This is a genomic window from Nocardia sp. bgisy134 (assembly GCF_057708325.1).
Map to the genome: position 1 here is coordinate 1 of NZ_JBYIRW010000002.1, position 14,815 is coordinate 14,815.

At 68.8% G+C, this 14,815-nt stretch carries 14 protein-coding genes and 1 tRNA gene; 9 read left to right on the top strand and 6 right to left on the bottom strand.

What is annotated here, in order from left to right; genetic code table 11:
* Positions 1 to 254 precede the first annotated feature (254 nt).
* Complete coding sequence (locus AC3ERS_RS04015; RefSeq protein ID WP_431964505.1) at positions 255 to 1,760, bottom strand: alpha,alpha-trehalose-phosphate synthase (UDP-forming); 1,506 nt, start codon at positions 1,758 to 1,760, stop codon at positions 255 to 257.
* 251 nt (positions 1,761 to 2,011) lie between these two features.
* Complete coding sequence (locus tag AC3ERS_RS04020; protein WP_431964552.1) at positions 2,012 to 2,203, bottom strand: hypothetical protein; 192 nt, start codon at positions 2,201 to 2,203, stop codon at positions 2,012 to 2,014.
* A gap of 183 nt (positions 2,204 to 2,386) precedes the next feature.
* On the opposite strand from AC3ERS_RS04020, the gene AC3ERS_RS04025 reads away from it, so the two are divergent.
* The 3 genes from AC3ERS_RS04025 to AC3ERS_RS04035 all read left to right on the top strand — a co-directional run bounded on the left by AC3ERS_RS04025 (position 2,387) and on the right by AC3ERS_RS04035 (position 3,795).
* Entirely contained in the window at positions 2,387 to 3,220 is an 834-nt protein-coding gene (locus AC3ERS_RS04025) for an alpha/beta fold hydrolase (RefSeq protein WP_431963621.1), read from the top strand.
* A 150-nt stretch (positions 3,221 to 3,370) separates the two neighbouring features.
* Positions 3,371 to 3,613 (top strand): MbtH family protein, encoded by a 243-nt coding sequence (locus tag AC3ERS_RS04030; RefSeq protein WP_011207082.1) that lies wholly within the window; start codon positions 3,371 to 3,373, stop codon positions 3,611 to 3,613.
* A 110-nt stretch (positions 3,614 to 3,723) separates the two neighbouring features.
* Positions 3,724 to 3,795 (top strand) — tRNA-Thr (locus tag AC3ERS_RS04035).
* Positions 3,796 to 3,940: 145 nt separating this feature from the next.
* Here the strand turns inward: AC3ERS_RS04035 and AC3ERS_RS04040 are convergent.
* The 3 genes from AC3ERS_RS04040 to AC3ERS_RS04050 form a co-directional block, all read right to left on the bottom strand.
* Complete coding sequence (locus tag AC3ERS_RS04040; RefSeq protein WP_431963623.1) at positions 3,941 to 5,692, bottom strand: glycoside hydrolase domain-containing protein; 1,752 nt, start codon at positions 5,690 to 5,692, stop codon at positions 3,941 to 3,943.
* A gap of 639 nt (positions 5,693 to 6,331) precedes the next feature.
* Positions 6,332 to 6,757 (bottom strand): HIT family protein, encoded by a 426-nt coding sequence (locus AC3ERS_RS04045; RefSeq protein WP_431963625.1) that lies wholly within the window; start codon positions 6,755 to 6,757, stop codon positions 6,332 to 6,334.
* Between the two features lie 31 nt (positions 6,758 to 6,788).
* Entirely contained in the window at positions 6,789 to 7,166 is a 378-nt protein-coding gene (locus AC3ERS_RS04050) for a PH domain-containing protein (RefSeq protein WP_068055805.1), read from the bottom strand.
* A gap of 224 nt (positions 7,167 to 7,390) precedes the next feature.
* On the opposite strand from AC3ERS_RS04050, the gene purD reads away from it, so the two are divergent.
* On the top strand, positions 7,391 to 8,668 hold the full coding sequence (gene purD / locus AC3ERS_RS04055; protein WP_431963628.1) for a phosphoribosylamine--glycine ligase: 1,278 nt from the start codon (positions 7,391 to 7,393) through the stop codon (positions 8,666 to 8,668).
* A gap of 52 nt (positions 8,669 to 8,720) precedes the next feature.
* On the opposite strand, the gene AC3ERS_RS04060 is transcribed toward purD, so the two are convergent.
* Positions 8,721 to 9,674: a M23 family metallopeptidase gene (locus AC3ERS_RS04060; RefSeq protein ID WP_431963630.1), complete on the bottom strand. Its 954-nt coding sequence runs from the start codon at positions 9,672 to 9,674 to the stop codon at positions 8,721 to 8,723.
* 128 nt (positions 9,675 to 9,802) lie between these two features.
* Here AC3ERS_RS04060 and AC3ERS_RS04065 point away from each other — a divergent pair, with 128 nt between their 5' ends.
* The 5 genes from AC3ERS_RS04065 (at position 9,803) to AC3ERS_RS04085 (ending at position 14,771) form a co-directional block, all read left to right on the top strand.
* Positions 9,803 to 10,972: a pyridoxal phosphate-dependent aminotransferase gene (locus AC3ERS_RS04065; protein WP_431963632.1), complete on the top strand. Its 1,170-nt coding sequence runs from the start codon at positions 9,803 to 9,805 to the stop codon at positions 10,970 to 10,972.
* Positions 10,973 to 11,101: 129 nt separating this feature from the next.
* Positions 11,102 to 11,740, top strand: a complete 639-nt coding sequence (locus AC3ERS_RS04070; RefSeq protein ID WP_431963634.1) for a TetR/AcrR family transcriptional regulator — start codon at positions 11,102 to 11,104, stop codon at positions 11,738 to 11,740.
* Positions 11,741 to 11,746: 6 nt separating this feature from the next.
* Positions 11,747 to 13,168: an adenylosuccinate lyase gene (purB, locus tag AC3ERS_RS04075; protein WP_431963636.1), complete on the top strand. Its 1,422-nt coding sequence runs from the start codon at positions 11,747 to 11,749 to the stop codon at positions 13,166 to 13,168.
* 63 nt (positions 13,169 to 13,231) lie between these two features.
* Positions 13,232 to 13,675, top strand: coding sequence for an HIT family protein (locus AC3ERS_RS04080; protein ID WP_431963638.1), 444 nt, complete (start codon positions 13,232 to 13,234; stop codon positions 13,673 to 13,675).
* Between the two features lie 136 nt (positions 13,676 to 13,811).
* On the top strand, positions 13,812 to 14,771 hold the full coding sequence (locus AC3ERS_RS04085; protein ID WP_431963640.1) for an alpha/beta hydrolase: 960 nt from the start codon (positions 13,812 to 13,814) through the stop codon (positions 14,769 to 14,771).
* Positions 14,772 to 14,815: the final 44 nt, after the last annotated feature.

Below are 14,815 nucleotides of genomic sequence, written 5' to 3' on the forward strand. Positions count from 1 at the left end.
GTAAGACTCGCCCTAGGGGTGGTTGGGAGGGTGGGGATGGTGCGTTCGGTTGTTTGGAGGTTCCGGGTGGGCGGGTCTTGCGGCTGCGGGGCGGGTGGTGAGTGAGTGGATCCTTGTGGCTGTGGCGGGGGTGATCGGAGGCGAGACGGGACGGGGCACGAACGGGCTCCTAAGACTCGCCCCCGGGTGGTTGCAGGTGGGGACGGTGCGTTTGCGCTGGGGTTTGCCGTGCCCGGGGGCAAACGCGCTCGGAGTCAGCGGCTGGGGGCTTCCGATTCCGGGTAGACATCTTCGTCGGTGAGCAGGGCGCTGCCCGCGACTTGGTCTTGGGCCAGAGCTTCCAGGAAGGCGCGGGCCCAGCGGTCCACGTCGTGGGCGAGGACCTGGCGGCGCAGGGAGCGCATGCGGCGGCGTTTGGTGTCGCGGTTGTCTTCCAGGGCGGAGACGATAGCGTCCTTCACGCTGTCCAGGTCGTGCGGGTTGCACAGGTATGCCTGGCGGAGCTCGGCGGCGGCGCCGGTGAACTCGCTGAGCACCAGGGCTCCGTTGAGGCCGCTGTGACAGGCGACGTACTCCTTGGCCACCAGGTTCATGCCGTCGCGCAGCGGGGTCACCAGCATGACGTCGGCGGCGACGAAGAAGGCGATCAGCTCGTCGCGCGGGATGGGGCGGTGCAGGTAGTGCACCACCGGGTGGCCGACCTGGGCGAACTCGCCGTTGATCCGGCCGACCTGGCGCTCGATGTCGCCGCGCATCTGGATGTAGCTCTCGACGCGCTCGCGGCTCGGGGTGGCCAGCTGCACCATGACGGTCTCGGAAGGGTCGACGCGGCCGTCGATCAGCAGCTCCTCCAGCGCGTTGAGCCGGATGTCGATGCCCTTGGTGTAGTCGAGCCGGTCGACGCCGAGCAGGATGTTCTTCGGGTTGCCCAGCTCGGCGCGGATCTTGGCCGCCCGCTCCCGGATCGAGCGACGCCGCGAGTGCTCGTCCAGCTCGGCCGAGGCGATCGAGATCGGGAACGCGCCGGCCCGCACGGTGCGGAAACCCACCTGCACCACGCCGAGCTTGGAACGCACGCCCACGGTGCCGCGCGAGGTCGGCTGTCCGGCCAGTCGCCGCGCCAGGTACAGGAAGTTCTGCGCGCCGCCGGGCAGGTGGAAACCGATCAGATCGGCGCCGAGCAAGCCCTCGATGATCTCGGTCCGCCACGGCATCTGCATGAACAGCTCGACCGGCGGGAACGGGATGTGCAGGAAGAAGCCGATGGTCAGATCCGGCCGCAGCATGCGCAGCATCTTGGGCACCAGCTGCAGCTGATAGTCCTGCACCCACACCGTCGCGCCCTCGGCGGCCACCTTCGCGGTCTCCTCGGCGAACCGGCGGTTCACGTTGACGTAGGCGGACCACCACCTGCGGTCGTAGATCGGCCGGACGATCACGTCGTGATACAGCGGCCACAGCGTGCCGTTGGAGAAGCCCTCGTAGTAATCGATGACCTCCTGCGCCGACAACGGGACCGGATGCAGCTCGAGGCCGTCCTCGATGATCGGATCGACGTCGACGTCGGGCACGCCCGCCCAGCCGACCCACGCGCCCTTGTTGCTGCGCAACACCGGCTCCAAAGCGGTCACCAGGCCGCCGGGGCTGCGCTTCCAGCGGGTGCTGCCGTCGGGGAGTTTCTCCAGGTCGACAGGCAGTCGGTTGGCCACAACGACGAAACCCGAACCCGCGCCTTCCGGAGCGATCGATCCGGCGCGCAAGGCGCCGGGCTCCGGTGGATCGGATTCGGGTAGTTCGGACCGGGCGTGCTGGGAGTCCTCGGACGGCTGTTCGGTCATCTGGTCCACTCACGCATCCTTATTTGGTTGGCGGCGCTCGCGGTGTCCTTCGCGGTCACGCGGGGTTGCTGTCGCCTGGCCCGTCGCTCGCCTCGGTCACGCGTCGCTGATTCGGCGTTGGAGTTTGTCTGTCGAGTCGACGGCGCCGTTGTCGTCGAGCGAGTGGTCGGGTGTTACTCGCCGCGGTTGTTCGGGCCGATGCCGAGCATCGACAGCAGCATCCGGCACTCGTCGGCGTCCTCGGCGTAGGCCGCGACGACCCGCTGCGCCTGACGCGCGGTCTCGTCGGCAAGTGGTTCCAGTTCGTCGTCCGCGATATCGTTCGCGCTGCCCTTCGCGGCCATCTTCTCGTCCTCCCGGCTCATACGCTCGTGCGTGTGAATAGTCAATGTTAAGCGACGCCCTTGCCCCCAAGGCCTCGGAGCCAGTTCACGGTATCGAATCGGCGCCGCCGCACCAGTATCCCGCGAATCCAGAGTGCCTGGTGCACCCGCACTCCGGTGCCTATACCGTGGTGGCGCAGCATCAACTCCACGAAAGGGTCGACAATGCCGCTGGCGACGGTGAACGGAATCTCCCTCAATTACCAGGTCAAGGGCGACCGGTCGAAGGGCACCGACGTCAAGGGCGGCGGGCCGCTCGTCGTGATGATCATGGGCACCGGGAGCCCCGGCCGGGTATGGGAGCTGCACCAGGTGCCTGCGCTGCTCGCCGCCGGATACCGGGTCTGCACCTTCGACAACCGCGGCATCGCGCCCTCCTTCGAGGCGCCCTCCGGCATGACCATCGATGACCTGGTCGCCGACACCGCCGGGCTCATCGAACTGCTCGACGAGGGACCCGCGCTGGTGGTCGGCACCTCGATGGGCGCGCGTGTGGCCCAGGAGCTAGCGCTGGCCAGGCCCGACCTGGTGCGCAAGGCCGTGTTCATGGCCGGGCACGGCCGGCTCGACCAGTTCCAGAAGACGCTTTCGCTCGGCGAGCACGAACTGGACGCGAGCGGGGTCAAGCTACCGCCGAAGTACGAGGCCGCGGTGACCGCGGTGATGAACCTGTCGCCCGCCACCATGGCCGAAACCAACGCCGCGCGCGACTGGCTCGACCTGTTCGAATTCACCGGCGGTCCGGTCACCCCCGGCATCCGCGCGCAGCGCAAGATGGACCACGATTTCGACCGTGTTCAGGCCTACCGTGCGATCTCGGTGCCCTGCCTCGCCGTCGGATTCGCCGATGACCGGATGATCCCCCCGCACCTCACCAGGGAGGTGGCCGAGGCCATCCCCGGCGCCGGCTACCAGGAGATCCCCGACGCCGGACATTTCGGCTACCTGGAGCGCCCGGAGGCGGTCAACAAGTTCCTCCTGGATTTCTTCGCCGCCTGAGGTAACCGCCTACGCGTAACGTCTCCCTTGCTAGGGTCGACACAACGCTCGGGAGTCTTCCGGCGGACGGCCCGTGATTCGCACGGGCGCCGCGCCGGACAGACCCTGCAGCCGATCCCGTACATAGCGCCAGTATCCAGTGAGGTGAAATTGAGCACCAACCCCTTCGATGACGAAGACGGCCGCTTCTTCGTCCTGGTCAACGACGAGGAACAGCATTCCCTGTGGCCCGCCTTCGCCGAGGTTCCGGCCGGTTGGCGCGTCGTCTTCGGTGAGGACAGCCGCGCTGCCTGCGTCGAGTACGTCGAGAAGAACTGGACCGACATGCGTCCGAAGAGTCTGCGTGACGCGATGGCCGCCGACGACGCGGCCCGACAGGGCGCCCAGTCCTGAACCGCGGTATTCGATACTGCGCCGGGGACTCTCGCTGAGCCGCCACCGCGTGGCACCGTAAAGCCGGTGTCACGCGGCGGGCAGGCCCGGCTATGATTGGTCCGCTTCTCGCCTCCTTAGCTCAGTGGTAGAGCACTCGCCTTGTAAGCGAAAGGTCGTCAGTTCAATCCTGACAGGGGGCTCGTTCGTGAGAGGGCGCTCGGTTCTTGGAGCCGGGCGCCCTTTTGCAGCCGCTTCGCGGCTGAGCTCAGTGGTAGAGGCTCTGCCGTTTTTGTAAGCGAAAGGTCGTCAGTTCAATCCTGACAGGGGGCTCGTTCGCTCTGCCACTCAGTCGCGGTCCGCGATGGGCGTATCGGGACCATCGTTGTGGAGCAGCGCGAGCGTGCTCCTGCGCCCGGGCCAGTAGATGGTCCCGTGCTCGAAGCGTTGATACGCGCCGCCGTCGAATTCCTGCTCGTCGGCGACGGGCCAGCCGAGATCGCCGTTCTCGAAACCGGATCGATTCCACCGATCGCGGATCGCGCCGTGCACCCACACCGGCGGACGGCCCGCTCCGTAGCGCAGGTACAGCGCGCCGCCCTGGAAACCCTGCACCTCGCCGAGACGCACGCCGTCCGCGGCGGTCAGCACGGTCCGGTCGGTGATCGGCCAGCCGAGCGGGCCTCCCTCCCAGCCGAGTTCGGCGAACTTGACGTACAGCTCCGTGGAAATGGCGTGCGCGCCGGTGTCCGGATGCCAGTACACCTGACCGTTCTCGAACTCTGCCCGGCGGCCGACGCCGTCCGGAGTCGCGATCTCGCCCACGGTGATCCTGCGGCCGAGCCACGGCGCGGCCGCGGCGGCGTCGTCGATGGCGTTGCCCTGCCCGGGCGGCGGCCCGCCGCCCGCGTACTCGTTGACGAACGTCTCCAGCCGATCCCAGATGAAGTTGTAGCCGACATCGGTGTGCGTGCCGATCCCCAGCTCCTCGGTGACGTACTTGTGGTCCGAGATGCCCTCCCCGCGCCAGTACGGCGGCGGGATGACGACCGGCTCGAAGCCGTACTTGCGCGCGTCCTGGACCGCGAGCCAGGCCGCGATCCGGACATCGTCCTCGCGCTCCAGCCACTGCGCGCGGCTCCATCCGGCGCGGGACCCGGCGAAGCACAGATTGATGGTGAAGGGGTTGGCGTCGAGGACGCTCCAGCTGGCGTAGTCGGTATCGACCACGTCGCAGATGATCCCGTCGCGCAGCGTGTAGTGGTAGGAGACGCTGTTCGCGGGATTGTTCAGATAGTTCGCCAGCGACTCGGCGGTGCCGTTGCCCTCCTGCGTGTGCAGCAGGAAGTTGGTGACGCGCGCGCCGTGGCGGCTGCTGCGTGAATTGCCCATGCGGTCGAGCTCGATGTACTCGGGTTGGGTCACGGGCCGCGGCGCGCGGTCGAGCGACCACTGCCCGTAGTCCGCGGCGTAGACGTCGTTCACGTCGACGGACGAGCCGTCGATGATCGGGCCGGGGTTCGTCGGGGTGTCGACGATGCGCTGATACAGCGAAATGCCTTCGGCGATATCGCCTTCCGACCACGCCTTGGTCTGCCAGGCCCAGTGCCGGCCCGGCGTGGTCGACCGGCCGACGACGCCGTCGCGGATGGCCCACAGGCACACCTCGTCGTGGCCGTAGACGCCGGTCCACTCCTGGCCGATCGCGTTGTTCACGCCGCGGAAGAAATGCACGGCCTTGGTGTTCCAGGTGTCCTCGTCGATGTCCTCGTCGACGGCGAAGTAGATCGGGCAGTAGCCGGGCCCGCCCGCCGCGAAATGGCGTTGCTTCGCCTCCTGTCCCATCCGGGCGCCGCCCTCGTAGCCGAGGGTGTAATCCGAAGGAGCGCTCGCGTTGCCGGTTTTGCCGTACTGCCAGATCGAGACGATGTCCAGACCGGCGGCGCGAATGCGGTCGGCGTATTCGCGCGTGAGCGGCTTGGCCCCGAAGTTCGAGCCAGGCCGCGACGTCGAGACGTAGGCGAGCACCGCGATGTGCCCGGCGTCCCGGATGGCTCGCGGATCGATCTGCCGCCCCGCGTAATCCACTGCTGTGACCATCGTTGCCCCTTCGTTTTCGTTGGTGCCGATTCCCCCGGCCGTTACTCACGGCCGAGCTCGGGCCGACGACGCCGAAGAGCCTGAGGGTCGGCCACATCGAGATATCGCGGCCGAAATTCCGCAGGAAGGTGACGGCGTCGCCGTCGAGAACTTCGAACGGCGCGGTATGCCTGAGTGCCACCGGCGTTCACGTCGATCCGGTCGACATGCGGTCCGCCGGGCCGAGCACCGTCAGGCAGTGCGCGCTTCGCCGACGGCGGGTAGTCGGTCGGCGGCGAGGCAATCCGGATGATCGGGGAGCAGAGGTCTCCGCAGCGGCGCTGGGTCCTTCGGCAACGGCGCTGAGTCCTTCGACGACGGCGCTCGGTTCTTCGATACTGTTGCCGGAGAAGGGAACTGAACGTGGCTATCAACCATGACACCACTCGTTTCGTGCGGAGCTGCAACGTCTGAAAGCCGTCTTCGTGCAACGGCACCGCTAACTGATAAAAGTGTAGAGCAGCGCGCGCGCTGGACAAGAGCGTTCATCGAACAGTCATGAAAGCCGGTGCGATCCAGGTCGGGTCGGCCGAACGGAAAAGGGCGCTCGGTTCGCCACCGAGCGCCCTTCGGCTTTGGGGAACGCGTCGCGCGACTCGCTCAGTCCGGCACGTTGGCGCCGTGGCCGAGATCCCGCAGCGCCTGCTTGATCTTGGCCTGCGCCTCGTCCAGCGACTCGGGCGAGGGGTTCGGGTCGGCGCCGGAGATGTCGAAGTTTCCGAGGCTGTAGGCAGGGAAGACGTGCACGTGCAGGTGCGGCACCTCGAGCCCGGCGATGAGCAGACCGGCGCGCGGCGCGTCGAACGCGGCCCGCACGGCCCTGCCGATCTGCTGCGCGACGCCGTTGAGGCGCGCGAAGGTGTCGGCATCGATGTCCTGCCACTGGTCGATTTCCTTGCGCGGCACCACGAGCGTGTGCCCCTGGGTGACCGGCGCGATGGTCAGGAAGGCGACGAATTCGTCGTCCTCCCAGACGAATCGACCAGGGATCTGACCGGCGATGATCGCACTGAAGACGGAAGCCATATCCGCAGCGTAGTCCGCGGACGGCCGCGCGCTACACCGCCACGAAGTGCGAGAGCAGGCCCTGTACCTCGTAGATGTCGACCTGCCGGTTGAACCGCTTCTGCAGCGGCTCGTGCGTGCCCGCGATCCAGATGACGAGCTCGGCGTCCAGATCGAAGGTGCCCGCCGTCTCCACCGCGAAATGCGTGATCGAGCGGTAGGGGATGCTGTGATAACTCACCTTCCTGCCGGACAGGCCCTGCTTGTCCACCAGGATCAGGCGGCGGTTGGTGAAGAGGATGGCGTCGCGCACCAGGAGGTAGGCGGAATAGATCTGCTCGCCGTTGCCGAGCAGCTTCGCGTACTCCTGCTGCGCCTGGCCGGGATCGATGCGCCCGGCGTTGCCCATCAGTCCGTCGATCAGACCCATGATCTGCACGTCCTTCGCGGTGGCGGGAGACGGTCCGGCGGATCGTCCGAACCCTCCCCACCATGATCCACGGGCCGCGGCCGCGACGGATGAAAGGCGGCAATCGAATTCGCGATCGGTCGGCTATCGGTGGTCGAACGGTGGGCGAACGGCCGCCGAACGCGGGACGTCCAGAAGGCCGATGCCCGGCGAGGCCGATAGTCGCTTCACCTAAGCTGTTGCCCGTGCGCGTACTCGTCATCGGTTCCGGAGCCCGTGAACATGCCCTCGTCCTCAGCCTGCGCCGCGACCCCGCGGTGACCGCGCTCTACGCCGCGCCGGGCAACGCGGGCATCGCGCAGCACGCGCAGGTGCGTCCGGTGGACCCGTCCTCGGCCGAGGCCGTCGTCGCGCTGGCCACCGAACTGTCCGCTGACCTGGTGATCATCGGGCCCGAGGTGCCGCTGGTGCTCGGCGTCGCCGACGCGGTGCGCGCCGCGGGTATCGCCTGTTTCGGCCCGTCGGGCGCGGCCGCCAGGATCGAGGGCTCGAAGGCTTTCGCCAAGGACGTGATGGCGGCGGCCGGGGTGCGCACCGCGCACAGCGAGGTCGTCGACAACCCCGCCGAGCTGGACGCCGCGCTCGATCGTTTCGGCCCCACCTGGGTCGTGAAGGACGACGGCCTCGCCGCGGGCAAGGGCGTCGTGGTCACTGCCGACCGCCTCGCGGCCCGCGATCACGGGGCCGAACTGCTCGAGCAGGGCCACCCGGTGCTGCTGGAGTCGTTCCTCGACGGCCCGGAGGTCTCGCTGTTCTGCCTGGTCGACGGCGAGACGGTGGTGCCGCTGCTGCCCGCGCAGGATCACAAGCGCGTCGGCGACGGCGACACCGGCCCCAACACCGGCGGCATGGGCGCGTACACGCCGCTGCCGTGGCTGCCGGAGGAAACTCTCACCGCGATCGTCGAGGACGTGGTGAAGCCGGTCGCCGCCGAGATGGTGCGCCGCGGCTGCCCGTTCTCCGGCCTCCTCTACGCCGGGCTCGCGATCGGCGCCGCCGGGCCCGCGGTGGTCGAATTCAATTGCCGCTTCGGCGATCCCGAGACCCAGGCGGTGCTCGCCCTGCTGGAGAGCCCGCTCGGCGAACTGCTGAACGCCACCGCGACCGGCACTCTCGCCGAGGTCGCGGCGCCGCGCTGGCGAGACGGCTCGGCCGTCACCGTCGTGATCGCCGCCGAGAACTACCCGGGCCGTCCGCGTCTCGGCGACGTGATCACCGGCACCGGCGAGGCCGCGCAGGACGACGCCGCCGTGCTGCACGCGGGCACCGCGCTGCGTGAAGACGGCGCGCTGGTCTCCGCGGGCGGCCGGGTGCTGAGCGTCGTCGGCGTCGGCGGCGACCTCTCCGAGGCCCGCACCAAGGCCTACGACCGCATCGCCTCGATCAAACTCCCCGGCAGCCACTACCGCACCGACATCGGCCTCGCCGCCGTCGAGAACCGCATCGCCCTCCCCACCCGGTAGCCCCCTTTCCGCACAAAGACCGTGACGCTGTGCGGCGACATGGTCTGTGGGGTCAGAAGCTGAGCCCGTGCAGGGCCAGCCAGGCGCGCGGGTCGACGTGCTGTCCGCCGACGATCACCTCGAAGTGCAGGTGCGGGCCGGTGGAATCGCCGCGGTTGCCCATGCGGGCGATCTGCATGCCCGCGGGCACGCGCTCGCCGACGGAGACGAAGAAGTCGTACATGTGCCCGTAGACGGTGATGGATCCGTCGTCGTGGCGGATGCGCACCCACAGGCCGAAGCCCTGGGCGGGGCCCGCGTCGATCACGGTGCCGTTGGCGACCGCGTAGATCGGGGTGCCGATGGGGGCCGCGATATCGATGCCGTTGTGGAAAGTGCCCCAGCGAGAACCGAATCCGGAGGTGAACGTGCCCCGGGTCGGCAGCACGAAGCCGCCGATTCCGGGCAGGATCGAGCCGGGCGGCAGCGGCGCGGTGCCGCCCATCCACGGCTGCCATTCGCCCGCGGCGGCCGCGGCGGCCTCGGCCTTCGCGCGTTCCAGTGTCGCCCGCGCCGCCGCCGCGACCACGGCCTGCTCGCGGCGGCGCTCACCGTTGGCGATGGCGTTGAGGTAGCGGCGCACCGAGGGCGGGGTCGACTGCATCTCCTGCGGGTGGGCGAAGAAGACGCGCATCGCCTCGTTCGGGCCGGGGGTGCGTTCACTGACGCCCCAGTCGAAAGGCGTGTCGGCGCCCGCAAGGAGCAGGGTCGCGATCAGCCCGGCGATCAGCACCCGGTGCTTGCGCAACAGGGCTCGATAGTCCTGCCGTTTCTGCTCGGTCCAGAGTTCGCGCAGATCGGGGCGGGGACGGCGGCGTAGTCCGTCGAACTCGGTGCGGGCACGCCGCAGCAGCTCACGTGGGCCGGACCGCTCCCGCTTTTCGGCACGCCAATCGGGCGGAATGACGCCGATGCCACCCACTCCGCGTACCCGATCGAGCCCCGCGCGGCGAGCCTTTTCAAGCATTACGCCGACCTTAGTGGTGCGCGCGGAACGAACGGGCGGATGCGGGTAGATGTCGGCCGGGAAAGCTCTCCGGCGAAAGCCGAGCGTTGCCGACATGGCGTCGTGTGCGAGGGTCTACCGTCTGTCGGGTGTCTGGAGAATCTCGCCGGTCGACCATTCCACCTTTCTACGTGATGGATGTCTGGAAAGCCGCCGCGGAGCGCGCCCGAACCCACGGCGACGTGCTGGTGCTCGCGGCCGGCCAGCCGTCGACGCCCGCCCCTGCTCCGGTGCTGCGCGCGACCAAAGCCGCGATCGACGCCGAATTGCTCGGCTACACAGAGACTTTCGGCATCCTTCAGCTGCGCGAGGCGATCGCCGAGCACCACAGGGACACCTACGGCTACCACGTCGACCCCGACGAGGTAGTGGTGACGACCGGCTCGTCCGGCGCGTTCACCCTCATCTTCCTGGCCGCCTTCGACGCGGGGGACACCGTGGTGGTGGCGCGGCCCGGCTATCCGGCCTACCGCAACACCCTCACCGCGCTCGGCTGCCGGGTGGTCGAACTGGACTGCGGCCCCGAAACTCGGTTCCAGCCGACCGTGGCCATGCTCGACGCGTTGCCCGAACCGCCCGCGGGACTCGTGGTCGCCAGCCCGGCCAATCCGACCGGAACCATGATCGCCCCGGCCGAACTCGCCGCGCTGGCCCGGTGGTGCGACGCGCACGGGACACTGCTGATCTCCGACGAGATCTACCACGGCATCACCTACGAGAGCACAGGCTCGGACGCACAGACCTCCTCCGCGTGGGAGACCTCCCGCGAATCCGTGGTTATCGGCTCGGTTTCCAAGTACTTCTCCATGACCGGCTGGCGGCTCGGCTGGATGCTCGCGCCGAGCAGGCTGCGACCCGCGCTGCAACGGCTGGCCTCCAATATGACGGTGTGCCCGCCCGCGGTCTCCCAGTACGCGGCGCTGCACGCCTTCGGGGCCGAGGCCAAGACGGAGCTCGACGGACACGTCCGGCGTTACGCGGTCAACCGGCGGCTGCTGCTCGACGGGCTGCCGAAACTCGGGATCACCGATCTCGCGCCCGCGGACGGCGCCTTCTACGCTTACGCCGACATCGGCCATCTCACCGACGATTCGCGCGTGTGGTGTGCCGAGGTGCTCGAGCACACCGGGGTCGCGCTGGCGCCCGGCATCGACTTCGATACCGTGGCCGGGCGCCGCACCGTTCGCTTCTCGTTCGCGGGTGCTACCGCGGACATCGAGGCGGCGCTGCTCCGGCTCGGGTACTATCTGCGCGCCTGATCCTTATGTCCGACAACAAGTTTCCACAGTTCGGCACCGGAAACGCCCAGATGAGGTAAAACAACGTTGGCTGGGTTTCGACAATCGATTTCGCACGGATGAACTGATGACGACTGGCACGATGGCACGGTGATAACCGCGACGACCCCGAAAGGCGAACGGCGTCGCCAGGCCCTGGTAGCGGCCGCCGCCGAGTTGTTACTCGAAGGCGGATTCGATGCAGTGCGGCATCGCTCGGTTGCCACGCGCGCGGACCTACCGCTCGCGTCGACCACGTACTACTTCGAATCCCTGGAGGACCTGATCGCCCGCGCGGTCGAGTTCAGCGGGAACGCGGAGCTGGACGCGATGCGCCGCAGGGTCGGCGAGGTGAGTCACCGCCGCCGCGGAGCCGAGGCGACCGTCGACTTGGTGCTCGACCTACTGGTCGGCGCCGACGGGCAGGACGAGGGAGCGCGCGGCCAGCTGATCGCCCGCTACGAGCGTTCGGTGGCCTCGGCGCGGCATCCCGAGCTACGTGAGGTCCAGCTACGGCTACGGGCCCAGCTCGACGAGCTGCTCTCCGACGTACTGCGGCGTTCGGACCGGTTGGTGCGGCACGAACAGCTGCGCAGGCTGATCGCGGTGGTCGACGGCGCGGTGGTCGCGGCACTCAGCGAAAGCAACCCGGAACCCCGGCGAATGGCGCGCGGCGCGCTGCTCGAGGTGATCGATATCGTCGCCCCGGCGACGCCGCAGCAAGTGGACAGGTTCCGAGCACTAGACTGACCAGACGTGAGTCTCGTCCCGAATGTCCTCGCCACCCGTTACGCCAGCCCCGAACTGGTGCACCTGTGGTCGCCCGAGCACAAGATCGTGCTGGAACGGCGGCTGTGGCTGGAGGTGCTGCGGGCACAGTCGGAGCTCGGCATCGACATCCCGGCCGGCGTGATCGCCGACTACGAGCGAGTGATCGACCGCGTCGACCTCGCGTCTATCGCCGAGCGCGAGCGGGTCACCCGGCACGACGTGAAGGCGCGTATCGAGGAGTTCAACGCGCTGGCCGGGCACGAACACGTGCACAAGGGCATGACCAGCCGCGACCTCACCGAAAACGTCGAGCAGCTGCAGATCCGGCTCTCGCTCGAGCACGTGCACGCGCACGGCGTGGCGATCGCGGCGCGGCTGGCCGAGCGCGCGGCCGAGTACCAAACCGTGGTCATGGCGGGCCGCTCGCACAACGTGGCGGCGCAGGCCACCACCCTCGGCAAGCGCTTCGCCTCGGCCGCCGACGAACTGCTGATCGCGCTGACCCGGCTGCGCGAGCTCATCGACCGTTATCCGCTGCGCGGTATCAAGGGCCCGATGGGCACCGCGCAGGACATGCTCGACCTGCTCGACGGCGACCCGGCCAAGCTGGCCACGCTGGAGCAGCAGGTGGCGAGGCACCTCGGATTCGCGACCGTGTTCACCAGCGTGGGCCAGGTCTACCCGCGCTCGCTCGACCACGACGTGCTCTCCGCGCTGGTGCAGGTGGGTGCGGGCCCGTCGTCGTTCGCGCACACCATCCGGCTGATGGCGGGCCACGAGCTGGTCACCGAGGGCTTCCAGCCCGGGCAGGTGGGCAGCTCGGCCATGCCGCACAAGATGAACACGCGCTCGTGCGAGCGGGTCAACGGCCTGCAGGTGGTGCTGCGCGGCTATGCCTCGATGGCCGCCGAACTCGCGGGCGCGCAGTGGAACGAGGGCGACGTGTTCTGTTCCGTGGTGCGCCGCGTCGCGCTGCCGGACGCGTTCTTCGCCATCGACGGCATGATGGAGACCTTCCTCACCGTGCTCGCCGAGTTCGGCGCCTACCCGGCCGTGATCGCCCGCGAGCTCGACCGCTACCTGCCGTTCCTCGCCACCACCCGCATCCTGATGGCCGCGGTCCGCGCGGGCGTCGGACGGGAGACCGCGCACGAGGTCATCAAGGAGCACGCCGTCGCCGTCGCCCTCGCCATGCGCGAACAGGGCCGCGAGCCCGACCTGCTGGACCGCCTCGCCGCCGACCACCGCCTCCCCCTCGACCGCCCGGCCCTCGACGCCGCCCTCGCCGACAAGTCCGCCTTCATCGGCGCCGCAGGCGCCCAGGCCGCCGACGTGGTCGCCCAGGTCCAAAAACTGGTCGACGCCTACCCCGAAGCCGCCCGCTACACCCCATCCCCGATCCTCTAGCCGCACACGCGAAACCCGGCTGCCACCGTCCCTTCGCTTCGGCTGTGGCGGTTAGGGTGCGGTGTGGATCCGTACACGATTTTCGCTGACATCATTGCCGGGCGGGCGCCTGCTTCCAAGGTGTACGAGGACGACGACGTGGTCGCGTTCATGGATATTCGGCCGATGACGCCGGGGCATTTGTTGGTGGTGCCGCGGGTGGCGGCGCGGAGTCTCGCGGAGTTGGATCCGGTGGTCGGCGGGAAGCTGTTTCAGGTGGGGCAGCGGCTGGCGGGGGCTTTGCGGGAGAGTGAAGTGGGGTGTGACGGGGTCAACTTCTTTCTCGCGGACGGCGTGACGGCGGGGCAGGAGGTGTTCCACGTGCACCTGCACGTCATCCCGCGCATCCCGGGCGACGGCTTCGGATTGCGCGGGCGGCCGACCAGTCCGCACCGCGCTGACCTGGACTATCTGGCCGGATCCATTCGCGGGGCGCTGGCGCGGACGGAGCCCGCAGGGGGCCGGTGAACGCTCGAGCGGGACGTGAAAGCCCTTACGTACTGGGCAGTTTGCTGCGATAGCGCCAAGATCTCGAATCCCTCCCGCAACTCCATGGAGTGGGTTACGTTGGATGCCATTGTCGTGCAGTGTTGGAGGGCGGGACATGCGGCGTACCAAAGTTGCTGTTGCAGTGCTCTCCTGCGCGATCGCGATGCTCGGGCCATGGGCGGTCGAACCCGCGTCCGCCTCGGCCGCTCGGATCGTGCGAATCTCCGAGCTGGGCCCGACCCGCTCCTCGGTGTTCATCGATTCCCCCGCGATGGGCCGAACGGTCCAGGTCGACGTGCTGCACCCGGCGGACGGCGGCTCCAGGCCCGCCTACTACCTGCTGGACGGCCTCGACCCCGGCGTCGGCCAGAGCACCTGGACCAACGCGACCGACGCCGAGGCGTTCTTCCGCGGCAAGAACGTCAACGTGGTGCTGCCCGTCGGCGGCCAGGCCAGCTACTACACGGACTGGCAGCGGGACGACCCGCGCTTCGGCCGCTACAAGTGGGAGACCTTCCTCACCCAGGAACTGCCGCCGTTGATCGAGGAGACCTTCGACGGCAACGGCGTGAACGCGATCGGCGGCCTCTCGATGGGCGGCAGCGCGGCCTTCATCCTGGCCGCCCGCCACCCGCACCTGTATCGCGCGATCGCGGGCTACAGCGCCTGCCCCGACACCGGACTCGCCACCGGCGGAGTGATGTTCTCCATCGCCAACCGCGGCGGCAACCCGGTCAACATGTGGGGCGCGCCGGGCAGCCCGGCCTGGGCCGAGCACGATCCCTCGCTGATGGCGGATCGCTTGCGCGGCAAGACGATCTACCTGTCCACGGGCACCGGCGTGCCTGGCCCGCACGAGGCCGAGTTCAAGCCGCAGCTGGCCGAGAACATCTTCCTCGGCGGTCCGGTCGAGGTCGGCATCAACACCTGCGTGATCACCTTCGAGCGGCGGCTGCGCGGCATGGCCATTCCGGCGCGCATCGACTACAGCCCGGTCGGCACCCACTCCTGGTCCTACTGGCAGGACACGCTGCACGCCTCCTGGCCCACCCTGGCCTCGGCCATCGGCGCCTGATCCGGCAACCGCCCGGCGCGAATCCGATCGCGCCGGGCGTCGCG